The following is a 14,459-nucleotide window of genomic DNA, read 5'->3' on the forward strand; positions in this document are numbered from 1 at the left end:
CACGCGGCGGGGTCAAGAGAAGGCCGAATCGTTTCGATGCTGGAGTTTTGAATGATTTCCCGACTAAAGCGCAGCGTGCTGGCGATGCCGGGCTCGAGCGCCCGAGCGCTGGAGAAGGGTAAGACGCTCGCCGCCGACGTCCTGATGTTCGAGCTTGAGGACGGGGTCGCGGAATCCGCCAAGGCGACGGCGCGCGCGCAGGTCGCGGCGGCGGTGGCCGGCGGCGGCTATGGCGCGCGGCAACTCGTCGTGCGGGTCAACACCCGCGGCTCCGAGTGGTATAAGCCCGACATCGCCGCCATCGCGCCGCTCGGCCCAGACGGGATCGTCATTCCCAAGGTCAGTTCGCGCGACGAGATTTTGAAGGCGGCCGCCGATCTCGTCGCCGCCGGCGCCCCGTATAAGACGCGCCTCTGGGCGATGATCGAGACGCCGCGCGCCGTCTTGGACATCGATAAAATCGCCAGCGCCGCAGACGATCGGGCTTCGCGACTCGAGGTCCTGGTGCTTGGCCCCAATGACATCGCCAAATCGACGCGTGCGCGGCTCACGCCCGGACGGCCGGCGCTGTTGTCCTGGCTTTCGGCCGGCGTGCTTGCGGCGCGGGTCCACAACATCGAGATCATCGACGGGATTTACAACGACTTCAATGATCTCGACGGCCTTCGCCGCGAGGCGGAGCAGGGGCGCGACTTCGGCTTCGACGGAAAAATGCTCATTCATCCCGGCCAGATTGATCCGGTGAATGAAATTTTCGCGCCGAGCGCCGAGGAGGTCGATTTCGCCCGCCGGATCATCGCCGTGTTCGACGAACCGGAAAACGCCGACAAGGGCGTGGTGCAGATCGACGGGAAGATGGTCGAACGTCTGCATCTCGACATTGCGCGCCGCACGTTGCAGCTTGTCGAGGCGTCAGGCTGACGGCCGCCTGTTTTGCGGGCGCCGAACGCATCAACTATAAGGATGCGGGACAGCAAGGATGAGCCAATGGTCTTGCCGAACGACGAAGAACCGAAGCGCGTCGAATCTTCGGAAGCGCCCATCGATTATACAGAATCGCCGTCTGAACCGCCGCCTCCGCCGCCGGTCAGACGCAAGCGGCGCTCCTTCTTCGGACGGCTGGCGTCGACGCTGCTGCTGCTCGTCCTCATCGCGGGCGCGGCTCTTTACGCGGCCATCGCGTTCAAGGACCGAGACGAGCGGCTGAAGGTCGTCGCGGACTATGCCGAGCCTTACGTCGATCAGGCGAGCGGGGCCTTAGGAGGGCTGAAAGACCGGGTTCGCTCGCTGGTGGGCGGCGGCGAACCGACGCAGACGACGGCGATCTCGCCTGAGCCTCCGCCAACCGATTCGCCCACGAGCGGCGCGGAAGCGCCTCCGCCCTCCTCCGCGCCGGCGAAGCCTGCTGAAACGGCGGTCGAACAGGCGCCGCTGGCGCCGTCCACGCCGGCGCCGAACGCCGCCATTGAATCGCAGAACGCCGCCATAGAATCGCAAAAAGCGGCGGTCGCGGCGTTGCAGGGCCGCGTCGATTCGGCCGAAGACCTGGCGCAACGCGCCTTGCGCGCCTCCGAAGCCGCCGAGACGGCCGCCAACGCCGCCAAGACCACCGCCGAAGCGGCGGTGAAGGCGAGCCCGTCGCCCACAACTCCCACAACTCCCACGGCTCCCGCCGAACAGGGCGAACGCGGGGCGCTAACCGCCAGCGAGCAGGTGACCGCGCTTGAAGGCCGCATCGACGAGCTCGGCGAAGAAATCAAGGCGCTGCGCGAGCGCGTCGAGTCCCCGAAGGGCGAGACGCGCGCGGCGCCAGAGACTACGGCGGCCAAAACGCCAGACGGACCGGCGGCGATTGTCGTCGTCGCCTATGCGCTTCAACGCGAGTTGGAGGCGGGCCGGCCCTATGCTGTCGAGACGAAGGCGCTGACGCGGCTTGGCGCCGACTCCGCCGCGTTGGCGGCCCTCTCGCCATTAGCGGAAAAGGGCGCGCCGACGGCGGCGCAATTGAAGGCGGACTTCGCGCCGGCCGCCAAGCGCATTCACGCGCTTGAGAGCGGCGCATCCGGCGATCTTACAGAGCATCTGATGAAGGGCGCCAGCAAACTCGTGCGCGTTCGTCCCTCCGGTCAAGCGCCGACGACCGAGGCTCAGACGGTGGAAGAAAAAGTCGCTCACATCGAAGCGGCGCTCGCCCATGGCGATCTCGCTCAGGCGAGCGCCGTTTTCGCGGCGCTTCCCGAAGCGGCCCAGAACGAAGCCAAGGACTTCGGCGCGACCTTGCGCGCCCGCGTCGACGCAGGACGGGCGGCCGACGATCTGCTGCATGGCGCGATCGCCGCGCTCGGCGCAACGAAAGAGTAAGCGGGATCCATCGCCATGCTGTTTCTCCTGTTCTTCATCATCGCGCTTGCCGCGGTCGCCTATGGACTCGAATGGCTGATCGAACAGCCCGGGTCGCTCACGCTGGATTTCGCCGGCTATCAGTTCGAAGCGTCGATACCGGTGGCGGTGGCGGGTCTACTGCTGGTCATCGCCGCGACGGTCGTCCTCTGGGCGATCGCCATGGCGCTGCTGCGGCTACCTGGCCGTTGGAGCGGCGGGTCGCGGCTGAAGCGCCGGGACAAGGGATTCGACGCGCTTTCGCAGGGATTGATCGCCGTCGGCTCCGGCGACGCCGCCCGCGCCCGCAAGGCCGCGCATGTCGCCGAACGGCTGCTGCCGAGCGAGCCGCTCACACAGGTTTTGAAGGCCCAGGCGGCGCAGCTCGCCGGCGATCGGCGGGTTGCGGAAGAGACCTTCCACAAGATGACGTTGAAGCCGGAGACAAAGCTGCTCGGGTTGCGCGGGCTGCATATCGAGGCGCGCCGACGCGAGGACGCCGACGCCGCGCATCATTTCGCCAAGGAGGCGCATGACATCGCGCCAGTGCCTTGGGCGGGCGCCGCGATGCTCGAACATCTCGCCGCGCAGGGCGACTGGCAAAAGGCGCGCGAGGCGATCGAGGCCAGTCTGACTGCCAAGGCGATCGACGCGCCGACGGCGCAGAACCTCCGCGCCGTGATCGAAACCGCCATGGCGATGGAGAAGGAGCGCGACCATCCGCATGACGCGCTGCATCTCGCACGCCAGGCGTTGAAGCGCCGGCCGGGCTTTGCGCCCGCCGCCGTCGCCGCGGCGCGGGTGCTCGTCCGCCATGGCGACCGGAAGCAGGCGCTGAAGATGATTGAAACGGTCTGGGCGACGAAACCGCATCCGGACCTCGCCGCCGCCTATCTCGAGGCGCTGTCGGGCGAATCGAATATGACGAAGCTCGCGCGGGTGGAGAGGCTCGCCCGCGCCGCCCCCAACGCGCCGGAGAGCCGGCATATCGTCGCGGAGGTCGCGCTGTCGGCGCGCGACTTCGCCAAGGCCCGCGACGCGCTCGCGCCGCTCATCGCCGCCGGCCGTCATCCGACGGCGCACACCTGTCTGATGATGGCGGAGATCGAAGACGGAGAGCAGGGACCGTCAGGTCCGGTGCGCGAATGGCTCGCCCGCGGATCGCGCGCGCCGCGCGACCCTGTCTGGATCGCTGATGGCGTCGTCTCCAAGAACTGGCTGCCGATGTCGCCGGTCACCGGACGGCTCGACGCTTTCGAATGGAAGCCGCCGCCGGACTCCGCGCAACATCTGACCGAAGAAGGCAAGCCAAACATTCCGGCCGCCTTTTTGACCCGTCCCGCCGAACCCGTGGCGCTGCCAGCGGCCGAGGTCTAGCGTCCGCGATCGGCGCGGCGGATGCGCACATAGAGCGCGCCTTCGCCGCCGTGATGGCGCGCGGCTTCGCCGAACCCAACGACGACGTCGCGCAGATTCGGCGCTTCGAGCCACATCGGCACGACGCGGCGCAGCACGCCGCCTTCGTCCCGCGTCAGCCCCTTGCCCGTCACGATGATCGCGATTCGCGCGCCATTCGCCTGACATCTGCGCAGGAAAGCCGTTAGCGAGCGCTGCGCCTCCGCCTGCCGCAGCCCGTGAAGATCGAGCTTGGCGTCGACGTCAATCCTGCCGCGCTTGATCTTCACGAAGGTGCGCGGGTCGATGTCGATCGGCCGCGGCGGAGGCTTGGGAGCCCCTGGGCGATCGCAGACCGCCGAAGGCCCCGAAGGCGACAAGGGCGCGGGGCCTTCGGCCACCGGCGGCGGCGGCGCGGGCTTTCTTGGACGCGCCCGAGCAGGTCGAACGTCAGCCGTCGCAATCATCCAAAGCTCGGCTTCGGCCTGCGACAGCCGGCGCGCATATCGGCGGGAATTCTCCTCGCTCACGGATCGTCCCCAACGTCCTTCGGCAGCAGCACAATCATTTCGGCGGCGTGCCGAATGTCGCCGGCGCGCCGGCCCGCCGCTTCGCCCGCGCCGAAAAAAAGATCGGCGCGCGCAGGACCAATTATGGCAGATCCGGTGTCCTGCGCGATCATCAGTCGACGAAATGGCGTTTCCGCCTCTCCTTGCCATGGAATTCGCGCAGCAATCCAGAACGGCAGGCCGTAGCACCAGATCGAGCGGTCGACGGCGATCGACCGGAACGGCGTCAGCGGCGCGCCCTGCCCGCCGATCGGGCCGATCCGGCGCCGCTCCGACGCATCGATCTGGAAGAACACATAGGAACGATTCTCCTGCATCAACCGGCGTCCCGCTTCGCCGGGACCGGCGCCGAGCCGCCGCAATGTCTCCTTCATCAGATCGAGCGACATCTCGGCTTTCGTCGCCAAGCCGCGCTCAATCATCAGCCGGCCGACGGACGTATAGGGCCAGCCGTTGCGCCCCGCATAGGTCAGCGCCATGACGCCGCCGCCCGGCAGTCGCAGCCGCGCCGAACCCTGCACCTGGATGAGGAACAATTCGACCGGGTCGCGAACATAGGCGAGAGGATGCGCGCTCGGCGCCGCGCCTTCTTCTTCGATTGCGCGCCGATCCGGATAGGGCACGAGCGCGCCATCGGCCTGCCGTCGCGCGCTCGTCAGCGTCTCGCCGGAGGGCAGCGAGAGCGGCGATTCGTTCAAAGTGACGAGATCGCGCGGACGCGACAGGACCGGGGTCGTGAAGCCCGGCGCGGGCGACAATCTGGCGTCGACCTCCACCTCGTAATAGGCGGTGACGAAGCCATGCGTCTTGATGGCGTGAGGGCGAAACCAATCCTGAAAGAAGCGGCCAGGATGATCAATGGCGCCGAGCGCCGCGCGAGCGGCGGCGGCGAGGGCGGGGGGAGGCGCGACGGCGCTACGTTGCTCTTGCGCCTTGGCGCCAATGATCTCGGCGGAGCGTCGGAAGGCGTCGAAAGCGGTGGCGAGATCGTCGGCCGCAAAGCCGTCGATCTCTTCAAATTCTATCTTTTGCAGCAGATCGGAAGCGGAAAACGGCGGCGCATTCCGCGACATGCTCAGTCTTCGGTTTGCGTCGCGACGAGCTTCCAATTGGGATCGTTCGCCTTCGCTTCGCGCGCAAAGGTCCAGCGCTCGACGACTTTGCGCGTCTGCCCGCCGTCGATCGTTTCGCCGGCCTTGTCACGCCGCACGCTCATCAGCCGAACGACGAAACGCACCGTCACCTCATTGCGGCCGCCGACGGCGCGGGCGGCGTCGACCGTCGCCGAGTCGATCGCGACCACGGCGGTCTCCATGCTTTCGCCCTGCTGCTCACGCCGGGCGATCTCCGCCGAAAATCCATTGAAGACGTCCTGCGCCAGGAGCGGCTTCAAGGTTTCCCGGTCGCCCTTGGCGAAGGCCGTGACGATGAGTTCATAAGCGCGGCGCGCGCCGCTCACGAAGGATTTGCCGTCGAAATTGGGATCCGACGCCGCCACGGCGTCGAGGCCGGTCCAAGCGGAGGCGACGCCTTTCTCGGCGACGCCCTCCCAACGGTCGGCGCCAGTGGGGCGCGAGCGCGCTTCAGCGAGCGGCGCGACGCTCGACGCGGGCGCGACCGCCGCGGGGGCCGGACCGCGGGGCGCGAAGCGCGCCGGGGGCGGCGTATCGCGATCCACCCGCATTCCGAGCACCGAGCGCAGTTTCCAGATGACGAAAACCGCGAGCGCCGCGAAAACGATAAGGCTGGGATCGAAGAGATCGCCGGAGGCCGGCATTGGCAACTCCCGAATAAATTTGTCGTCGGCTATCATGTCGCTTCGTACATGTCACGAATCAAGGGGCGGGCGTATCGCCGCGGGCGGGTAGCGCCCCAAAGATCGGATGATTCGGTGAAATCTAAGCTTGTCGGCGCCGTCCTCGCAACATGGATCGTGCTGGAAATTCTCTGTTTCGCGCTCGTCGTCCGCGCCGTCGGGCTTCTCGCGGCGATCGCGCTCGCCATCGGCGCTTCGCTGCTTGGCCTCTCCGACGTGCGGCGCCTCCTCGATTTTGTCCGCGCCGGATTAGCCGCCAAGGCGAAAGGCGAAAGCTCCGCCATGCTCGATGGGGCCATGCTGGACGGCGCGATGCAGGCGCTCGCCTCGATCCTGCTCATTTTTCCAGGCTTCGCCTCGGATTTCGTCGGGCTGGCGCTGAAGTCCCCGTCTGTGCGGCAGAGCCTGGCGCGGCGGCTGCGGGCGCGGTCGGGGAGCGCGGACCCGCGAATCATCGACCTCGACCCGCGCGAATGGCGGCGCGAAGCGCGCAGCTCCGGGGGAAGGCCGCGCCGAAGCACAGCGAAGTAGGACCGGCGCAACGCCTTGTTCGCTTCTGACAGACGTGTTAGGCGGGCGCGAATTCTCATGACAACGGCTTTGCTGGAGATCCTAGATGACCGACACCAATGGCAACGGCGCGCAAGGAGCGCCGGGCGGCGCTCCGGCCCTCAATTCGCTTGCTCAATATCTGAAGGATTTCTCCTTCGAGAATCCCAATGCGCCGCGCTCGCTCGGCGCGCAGGAGAAGGCGCCAAACATCTCGATTCAGGTCAACGTCAACGCCAAGCAACTGGCGCCGACCGACTTCGAAGTCAGTCTGATGCTCGACTGCAAGGCCGGCGAGGGAGACGGACTCCTTTTCAAGCTCGACCTTGAATATGGCGGCGTGTTCCGACTGATGAACATTCCCGAAGAGCAGGTGCATCCGATCGTCATGATCGAATGCCCGCGCATGCTGTTTCCCTTCGTGCGCCAACTTGTGGCCGACGCGACGAGCAAGGGCGGCTATCCGCCGCTCTATATCGATCCGATCGACTTCGTCGCGCTCTATCAGCAAAAGGCCGCCGAAGCGGGCGCCCAGAGCGCTACTCAGGGCAATTAGCCAGCGGCGCTCGGCGCTGTATCTTCGTCGCTTGCGAGATAGCGATCCCAGATCGGCGATTTGATCGTCGCGACAAAGACAAGATGGGCCGTCTTTTCAGCCGCGCTTAACCGCGGCGGGAGCGGCTCGGGGCGACGGCGCAGCAGATCGTTCGACGCGGCGATGCGCACCGCGTGAACCGTCTGAAGCGACAGCGCCGACTGCCGTCCGCCACAAAGCTCGGCGTAGACCTCGGCGAGGAGATTAGCGTCGAGCAGGGCGCCGTGTTTCTCGCGCCGCGAGAGGTCGATGGCGTAGCGCTGACACAAGGCGTCGAGCGAGTTGGCGCCGCCAGGATGGCGGCGTCGGGCCATGGCGAGCGTGTCGATGATGCGCGCGCCGCCGAGCGGCGGCAAATTCATGAGCGCGAATTCGGCGTTGAGAAAGCGCGTGTCGAATTCGGCGTTGTGAATGACGAGCGGCGCATCCTCGATAAAGTCGAGAAATTCGGCCGCGATTTCCTTGAAGACCTTATGCTGCGCCAGAAATTCGCGCGAGAGGCCATGCACCCGGAAGGCCTCGTCCGGCATGTCGCGCTCGGGATCGATGTAGCAGTGGAAATGCCTGCCCGTCGGGATGAGATTGGAAATCTCGACGGCGCCGATTTCGACCACGCGATGCCCGCTCGAGGGGTCAAGCCCCGTCGTTTCAGTGTCGAGAACGATCTCGCGCATTTTTCACCCGAGCCGCGCTTCAAGCGCTTTCACGATGTTTCGCACCTCTTGGCGCGCTGCGTCCAGACCTCGGTCGGTATGAACCACGAAATCGGCGCGGGCGCGCTTTTCTGAATCAGGCGTCTGCTTCGACAGAATGGACGCGAATTTCTCGGTCGTCATGCCCTCCCGGGCAAGAACGCGGGCTTTTTGCGCATCTTCCGGCGCGGTGACGACGACGATGACATCGAAATCCTTTTCGGCGCCGGTTTCGAACAGCAGCGGGATGTCGAAGACGACGATGCGGTCGCCCTGATCGCGACGTTCTTCGATCAGAGCGTCGCGCGCCGCCCACACCATCGGATGCACGATCGCTTCCAGCCGCTTGAGCGCAGCGGGATCGTCAAGAACGCGGGCGGCAAGCCGGCGACGGTCAACGACGCCATTGACGACGACGCCGGGAAACACACGGTCAATCTCGGCCGCCGCCGGTCCTTTATAGAGATCATGCACGAGCTGATCGGAATCGAGAACCGCGATGCCTTCGGCGCGAAACATGTCGGCCGTCGTCGACTTTCCCATGCCGATCGACCCGGTCAGCCCGACGCGCAATATTTTTGGCTTTGTCACGAAAGGAGCGCCCCTTCACGCCGAAGCGCCTCAAGGAGCTCCAGCAGCGGAAGCCCCATGATGGTCCAGCAATCGCCTTCGACCTTGGAGAAGAGTTGCGCGCCGAGGCCTTCGATCTGATAGGCGCCGGCCGAAGTCAGCGCATTCTCTCCGACCACCGTCAGATAAGCGGCAATGAAGTCCTCGCTCAGCGTGCGCATGGTGAGGTCAGCGACGCCGACCGTCGCAAAGACGACGGCGCCGTCGCGCGCCAGGGCGATCGCCGAATGCAGGCGATGCCGCCGCCCGGAGAGGAACCGCAGGAGCGTTTCGGCTTCCTGCATATTCGCCGGCTTGCCGAATATCCTGCCTTCGCAGCTTGCGACCTGATCGGCGCCGAGCACGAGCCGGCCTTCGGCGGAAATGGCGAGCGCCTTGGCGCGGGCCAACGCTAAAGCGATCGCGTCGGCGTCGGCGCCGTCGAGCCGCGATTCGATCGCCCGTTCGTCAACATTCGCGGGAATTATCTCGAAAGGAACACCCGAATGCAGCAGCGCCTGCCGGCGGCCGGCGCTTTTCGAGGCGAGAATCAGCGGCGCCGATTCGCGCCAGAAGGTCGATGTTGATCTCGCGGTCACGTCCACAGCCCTCCCGCGAAAGCCGAAGAGCGGGGATAAAGCGCGCTCAAAAAACGCTCCGCTTCGGTTAGCGGGCATAGGGTCCCCCAACGCTCAACAGGAGAAGCCCTGTCGAACGGATTCCCGCCGACGCCGGTACAGAAGGGATTCACAGGCCATCCACAATCACTTGCACCGAGAAATCGCGATATATCCATGATTCCGTTCGCTGACTGGAATTTTCCCGTAATGGCCGGCGGGACCGGGTCTTCGCGGCTCGCCTGTGGGCGACTGGTTAATGAAAATTAACTTTCGTCCCCTCCGCGATATAGATGAAGAATCAGTTCTTATTAAAATGAATTTTGTTTTAATGGCGTTTCGCGCTACGCCGCTTGCCGAGGACGACAGACGGAGCGAACGCGATGGCGGACGAGAAGGCGCTTCTTTCGGTTCTGCGCAGACAGGTGCGAAGCGTTCCGCCGCTGTGGCTGATGCGTCAGGCGGGTCGTTACCTTCCCGAATATCGCGACGTCCGGGCGACGACGAAAAGCTTTCTCGATTTCTGCTATTCGCCGCAGAAGGCGGCGGACGTGACGTTGCAGCCGATCCGGCGCTTTCATTTCGACGCGGCGATTCTCTTCTCCGACATTCTTGTGGTGCCCGACGCCATGGGCCAACGGGTTTCCTTCGAGAGCGGCGCCGGGCCGCGGCTTGAACCGATTGAAACGCCGGAGCAGGCGCAGCGACTCGGAGCATTCAAGATTGAGCACCTTTCGCCGGTATTCGAGACAATCGATCTTGTAAAAACGGCGCTGCCTTCGGATGTCGCTTTCATCGGTTTTTGCGGGGCGCCGTTCACGGTCGTGAGCTATATGATCGCCGGGCAGGGCACGCCCGATCAGGCGCCGGCGCGTCTGTTCGCCTATCGTTATCCCGACGCTTTCGCGCAGCTGATCGATCGCGTCGTTGAGGCGTCGATCGACTATCTTGCGCGTCAGATCGAGGCCGGCGTCGAGGTCGTGCAGATCTTCGACAGCTGGGCCGGCGTCTTGCCGGCAAATGAATTTCAGCGCTGGTCGGCGGCGCCGGTCCGGCGGATCGTTGAAGGCGTCAAAGCGCGCCATCCGCAAACGCCTGTGATCGCCTTCATACGCGGCGCTGACGCGCATTTGCCCAAGCTCACGCAAATGATCGGCGCCGATGCTTACGGGATCGATACGGCGCTCGATCCCGCATGGGCCGTCGCGCAAACCGAATCGAATGTGCCGCTGCAGGGCAATCTCGATCCTCTCGTGCTTGTCGCCGGCGGAGAAGCGCTCGACCGCGAAGTCGATTCGATTCTCGCCGCCTTCGAAGGCCGTCCGCATATCTTCAATCTTGGTCACGGCATCTTGCAGCAGACGCCGATCGAAAACGTCGAGCGCCTTGTCGCCCGCGTGCGACGGGGAGTCTGACGATGTACGTCTGGATCAAGGCGCTGCATGTGATCGCCATCATCTCGTGGATGGCGGGGCTTCTCTATCTGCCGCGTCTCTTCGTCTACCATGCCAGCGCGGGCGAGGGGACGCTCTCTGAGACGTTCAAGATCATGGAGCGGCGGCTCTATCGCTACATCATGACGCCGGCGATGCTCGTCGCTTGGATGACCGGAATCTATCTGGCCGTTGAGGGAGGCGCGCTGTCGTCAGGATGGTTTCATGTGAAAGCGACGCTCGTCGTGCTGCTGACCGCCGCGCATATTCATGACGGCGCGCTGATGCGCCGTTTCGCGGAAGACGCCAATGTTCATTCGCCGCGCTACTATCGCATCTTCAATGAACTGCCGACCCTGCTGATGATTGGCGTCGTTATTCTAGTGATCGTCAAGCCGTTCTGACTTTAGGCGACGATCTTCTCCCAGTCGGGCGCGATCGGCCGCGCGGCGCCATTCACCTTGCACTTATTGGCCCCATAGATGCGCTCCGCGGTTCGCCAGCAGAGATCTGCGCAAGCGTTCTCACTTAAGCGGTCAAGAAAAACATCATAGCGTTGGAGTTCTGGTCCCAAGCGTTCAAACTTGGCGACGAGGTCCGAGCCGAGACAAATTCGGTTACTATGGCGTTCGGTGAGCGCCAGCCAATTTTCGTCAGGCGCGCAATCAGGGCAGATGGCGACGTCGTAGATCACCCATGAATAATCGACGCACACGTTGGGATATTGGTCGAGCAGCCGCTCGACCATCTGATAATAGAAGGGCGCATTCACGCGTCGCGACATGCCGCAATGCGCGAAGATGAAGCGCGTGCGCGGAAATTCGCGCAGCGCCTCTTCAAGTTCGAAGAGATAGACGGGATGATCGCCCTTCGAAACCGCTGTGACGTTTTGATGCAACAGCACGGGAAGGTCGTAGTGGCCGGCAAATTCGTAGATTGGGTAGAGCGCGCGATGGTTGGCGCGCGCATTTTCGCCGAAGGTGAAGGCGGTGAGATCGTCGTGGCGCAACAGCATTTCGCCAATGCCGCTCCACACGTCGGGATATTGCGCATATAGCCGCTCGACGTGACGAATGGCGTAGCGATCGACTGGATTGAAGCCGCAGATCAACGGATAGAGTCGGCTCTGATGCTCTGCGGGGAGAGCGCGCACCATTTCGGCGACGATGACGTCCGTATAGGCGTAATAATAGCAGTGCGCGTCATTGGCGAGATAATAGTCCGGCGGCTCGCGGTCGTATTCGTTCCAAAGCTTACGCACGGGAAGTCCGAAGATCACCGCCTTATCGACGTTGGCGCGATCCATGTGATCGATGAGCGCCGGTCCGCCTGGCGTCTCCTGAACGAAATCGACGACGTGAAGATGCGCGTCAATCATCCGGCGTTTGCTGCCGCGAAGCCGCGCAAGCGAACCGACGTCTTGCGTTTTGCGGCGCGAAATACGCGATGGTTCATAGGGCATTGTCCGCTCCGAGCTTGGCGAGCAACTGGACGGCCTCGTCCGGCCTGATTCGATTGTAGAGGTAAAGCCAGGCCCGGCGATCGCCGATGATCTCGACGAGCTGTCGGCGATCGAATTGATCAAGCAGAGTCGCGCTGATGGTGGGCGGGAGCGCGCGCAGCAGCAGCGCCAGATCGCGCGCGTTGCGCGTCAACTCCGCGACGCGTGCGAATCCGATGCTGTCGAGCAGCGCGCTTTGAGCGTCTTCGGCAAGTGCGTTTAGCGTGAGCGCCAGATCGTCGCCATGGCGGATGAGGCGACGCAAATAACCGGCGCCGAGAAGTTCAAGAAGCCGCCGGCTGCGTTGCGCATAGGTCCATTCCAGAGCGCCTGAAAGGTCCCGCGCGCTGACGATGAGCTTGCGCAATCCTGGTCCCTTTAGAGTGTCAATGACGCTCAATCGGACTTGCGGCTCCGCGATCGTCGCCAGCAGTTCGCGCAGGTGACGCGCGGTCTGCAGAGCGTCGGCCAAGGAATCGGCCATCGCCTCGACGAGGAAGATCTGGTCGTCGCGATCGAGCCCGCGCATCAGTAGCGGCAGGTCCGAAGGCTTGCGAATGATTTGCGGCAAATGCGGGCGCAGCTGCGTGAGAACGTCCCGGTCGCGGCGGCCGTTGAGAACGTCGAGAAGGACGACAAGCTCCTCGGCGTCGCCGACGTCGGCGCTTTCGCCGTCCAATCGAACCGGATAGCGAGCGAGATTGATGGCGGCCATCTGAAGTCCCATGAGCAAAAGAGGGGTGAGATGAGCAAAGCAGAAAAGATTATGCGGCGCCCAAGTCCGGCTGCGCCAGTCCGGCTGCGCCAGCGGCGCCGGCCGGTTTGGCGCGTTAGCGCCGCTTTAACGGAACTCTTGATTCATGTCTGGAAATTGTCTAAGTGAACCCTATCCCTCTGAGGCCCGTGTCTGCTTGTAGCGGCATCGCCGGATTTTCGCCGGCGCTCCCCGAAGGCCGTCTCCCCCGCCCCACCTCTTCTCTCCGGCTCGTTTCCACCTGCGCGCCAGCTAATACCCAAGGTTCCTCCTGAATGCGGGAAATTAAACTTTCGGACTTGAAGGCCAAGTCCGCTGCCGAACTCCTCGCTTTTGCCGAAGAGCACGAAGTCGAGAACGCCTCGCTCCTGCGTAAGCAGGAGCTCCTCTTCGCGATTCTGAAACAATTCGCCAGTCGCGACGTCGAAATCGTCGGCGTCGGCGTCGTCGAAGTGCTGCAGGACGGCTTCGGCTTCCTGCGGTCGCCCGACGCGAACTATCTCGCCGGTCCCGACGACATTTACGTCTCGCCCTCGCAGATCCGAAAGTTCGGCCTGCGCACCGGCGACACGGTCGAGGGCATGATCCGAAGCCCAAAAGAGGGCGAACGCTATTTCGCGCTGTTAAAAGTCAACAGCATCAATTTCGAAGATCCCGAGAAGGTGCGCCACAAGGTGCCCTTCGACAATCTGACGCCGCTCTATCCGGACGAGCGCCTCAAGCTCGAGATTGAAGACCCGACCCGCAAGGATCTCTCGTCGCGCATCATCGATCTCGTCGCGCCGATCGGCAAAGGGCAGCGCGCGCTGGTCGTGGCGCCGCCGCGCACCGGCAAGACCGTGCTCCTGCAGAATATCGCGCAGTCGATCACGACCAATCATCCCGAGTGCTATCTCATCGTGCTGCTCATCGACGAGCGGCCCGAGGAAGTCACCGACATGCAGCGTTCGGTGAAGGGCGAGGTCGTCTCCTCGACCTTCGACGAGCCGGCGGTGCGCCACGTGCAAGTCGCCGAAATGGTGATCGAGAAGGCGAAGCGTCTCGTCGAACACGGCCGCGACGTGGTGATCCTGCTCGATTCGATTACGCGGCTCGGGCGCGCTTACAACACCGTCGTGCCGTCGTCCGGCAAGGTGCTGACCGGCGGCGTCGACGCCAACGCGCTGCAGCGGCCCAAGCGCTTCTTCGGCGCGGCGCGCAATATCGAGGAAGGGGGGTCGCTGACGATCATCGCGACGGCCTTGATCGACACGGGTTCGCGCATGGACGAAGTCATCTTCGAAGAGTTCAAGGGCACCGGCAACAGCGAGATCATTCTCGACCGCAAGGTTTCCGACAAGCGTATTTTCCCGGCGCTGGACATCACCCGTTCCGGCACCCGCAAGGAAGAGCTGCTCGTTGCGCCCGACATCCTCAAGAAGATGTACGTGCTGCGCCGTATCCTCAATCCGATGGGCACGGTCGACGCGATCGAATTCCTGCTCGGAAAGCTGCGCGAGACGAAGAACAATCTGGGCTTCTTCGATTCGATGAATACGTGACGGCGATCA

The 14,459-nt window shown here is 64.1% G+C and carries 16 protein-coding genes; 8 read left to right on the forward strand and 8 right to left on the reverse strand.

The features are described 5' to 3' along the window. The first annotated feature begins 51 nt into the window (after window positions 1–51). From ACR65W_RS19885 to ACR65W_RS19895, 3 genes are all read left to right on the forward strand, one after another. A complete protein-coding gene (locus ACR65W_RS19885) occupies window positions 52–921 on the forward strand; it encodes an HpcH/HpaI aldolase/citrate lyase family protein (protein WP_434501328.1) in 870 nt (289 codons plus the stop codon). Between the two features lie 66 nt (window positions 922–987). Beyond that, window positions 988–2,361, forward strand: coding sequence for a COG4223 family protein (locus tag ACR65W_RS19890; protein WP_434501329.1), 1,374 nt, complete (start codon window positions 988–990; stop codon window positions 2,359–2,361). Between the two features lie 15 nt (window positions 2,362–2,376). Next, window positions 2,377–3,756 carry a heme biosynthesis protein HemY gene (locus ACR65W_RS19895; RefSeq protein WP_434501330.1) on the forward strand — a complete coding sequence of 460 codons (1,380 nt, stop codon included), beginning with the start codon at window positions 2,377–2,379 and terminating at the stop codon, window positions 3,754–3,756. Here the strand turns inward: ACR65W_RS19895 and ACR65W_RS19900 are convergent. The 3 genes from ACR65W_RS19900 to ACR65W_RS19910 are packed head-to-tail and all read right to left on the reverse strand — an operon-like array spanning window position 3,753 to window position 6,120. After that, on the reverse strand, window positions 3,753–4,304 hold the full coding sequence (locus tag ACR65W_RS19900) for a Smr/MutS family protein (protein ID WP_434501331.1): 552 nt from the start codon (window positions 4,302–4,304) through the stop codon (window positions 3,753–3,755). The genes ACR65W_RS19895 and ACR65W_RS19900 overlap by 4 nt on opposite strands. Beyond that, the gene (gene mltA / locus ACR65W_RS19905; RefSeq protein ID WP_434501332.1) at window positions 4,301–5,416 is read right to left on the reverse strand and encodes a murein transglycosylase A; all 1,116 of its coding nucleotides are present in this window, start codon (window positions 5,414–5,416) and stop codon (window positions 4,301–4,303) included. Before mltA ends, ACR65W_RS19900 begins: the two co-directional genes overlap by 4 nt. A 2-nt stretch (window positions 5,417–5,418) precedes the next feature. After that, a complete protein-coding gene (locus ACR65W_RS19910; protein ID WP_434501333.1) occupies window positions 5,419–6,120 on the reverse strand; it encodes a Tim44/TimA family putative adaptor protein in 702 nt (233 codons plus the stop codon). Window positions 6,121–6,234: 114 nt separating this feature from the next. Between ACR65W_RS19910 and ACR65W_RS19915 the strand changes: the two genes are divergently transcribed. Both ACR65W_RS19915 and secB read left to right on the forward strand, forming a co-directional pair. Then, window positions 6,235–6,690: an FxsA family protein gene (locus ACR65W_RS19915; protein WP_434501334.1), complete on the forward strand. Its 456-nt coding sequence runs from the start codon at window positions 6,235–6,237 to the stop codon at window positions 6,688–6,690. Window positions 6,691–6,775: 85 nt separating this feature from the next. Then, entirely contained in the window at window positions 6,776–7,264 is a 489-nt protein-coding gene (gene secB / locus ACR65W_RS19920; protein WP_434501335.1) for a protein-export chaperone SecB, read from the forward strand. Here the strand turns inward: secB and dnaQ are convergent. Genes dnaQ through ACR65W_RS19935 form a run of 3 tightly spaced genes read right to left on the reverse strand, consistent with a single transcriptional unit; the run spans window position 7,261 to window position 9,209 of the window. Continuing rightward, window positions 7,261–7,977 (reverse strand): DNA polymerase III subunit epsilon, encoded by a 717-nt coding sequence (gene dnaQ, locus ACR65W_RS19925; protein WP_434501336.1) that lies wholly within the window; start codon window positions 7,975–7,977, stop codon window positions 7,261–7,263. The genes secB and dnaQ overlap by 4 nt on opposite strands. Window positions 7,978–7,980: 3 nt before the next feature. Next, window positions 7,981–8,571 carry a dephospho-CoA kinase gene (gene coaE, locus ACR65W_RS19930; protein ID WP_434501344.1) on the reverse strand — a complete coding sequence of 197 codons (591 nt, stop codon included), beginning with the start codon at window positions 8,569–8,571 and terminating at the stop codon, window positions 7,981–7,983. Window positions 8,572–8,582: 11 nt separating this feature from the next. Further along, the gene (locus tag ACR65W_RS19935; protein WP_434501337.1) at window positions 8,583–9,209 is read right to left on the reverse strand and encodes a Maf family protein; all 627 of its coding nucleotides are present in this window, start codon (window positions 9,207–9,209) and stop codon (window positions 8,583–8,585) included. A 395-nt stretch (window positions 9,210–9,604) separates the two neighbouring features. On the opposite strand from ACR65W_RS19935, the gene hemE reads away from it, so the two are divergent. Beyond that, complete coding sequence (gene hemE, locus ACR65W_RS19940) at window positions 9,605–10,636, forward strand: uroporphyrinogen decarboxylase (protein WP_434501338.1); 1,032 nt, start codon at window positions 9,605–9,607, stop codon at window positions 10,634–10,636. A gap of 2 nt (window positions 10,637–10,638) precedes the next feature. Beyond that, the gene (gene hemJ, locus ACR65W_RS19945) at window positions 10,639–11,058 is read left to right on the forward strand and encodes a protoporphyrinogen oxidase HemJ (RefSeq protein ID WP_434501339.1); all 420 of its coding nucleotides are present in this window, start codon (window positions 10,639–10,641) and stop codon (window positions 11,056–11,058) included. A 2-nt stretch (window positions 11,059–11,060) separates the two neighbouring features. Here hemJ and ACR65W_RS19950 read toward each other — a convergent pair whose 3' ends face one another. Beyond that, entirely contained in the window at window positions 11,061–12,116 is a 1,056-nt protein-coding gene (locus tag ACR65W_RS19950) for an amidohydrolase family protein (RefSeq protein ID WP_434501340.1), read from the reverse strand. Further along, a complete protein-coding gene (locus ACR65W_RS19955; protein WP_434501341.1) occupies window positions 12,106–12,870 on the reverse strand; it encodes a hypothetical protein in 765 nt (254 codons plus the stop codon). The genes ACR65W_RS19950 and ACR65W_RS19955 overlap by 11 nt, the downstream gene beginning before the upstream one ends. 314 nt (window positions 12,871–13,184) lie before the next feature. On the opposite strand from ACR65W_RS19955, the gene rho reads away from it, so the two are divergent. Then, a complete protein-coding gene (gene rho, locus ACR65W_RS19960; protein ID WP_018406432.1) occupies window positions 13,185–14,450 on the forward strand; it encodes a transcription termination factor Rho in 1,266 nt (421 codons plus the stop codon). Window positions 14,451–14,459 lie beyond the last annotated feature (9 nt).

Origin of the sequence: Methylocystis sp. (assembly GCF_051062815.1) — a bacterium.
Lineage (GTDB): Bacteria > Pseudomonadota > Alphaproteobacteria > Rhizobiales > Beijerinckiaceae > Methylocystis.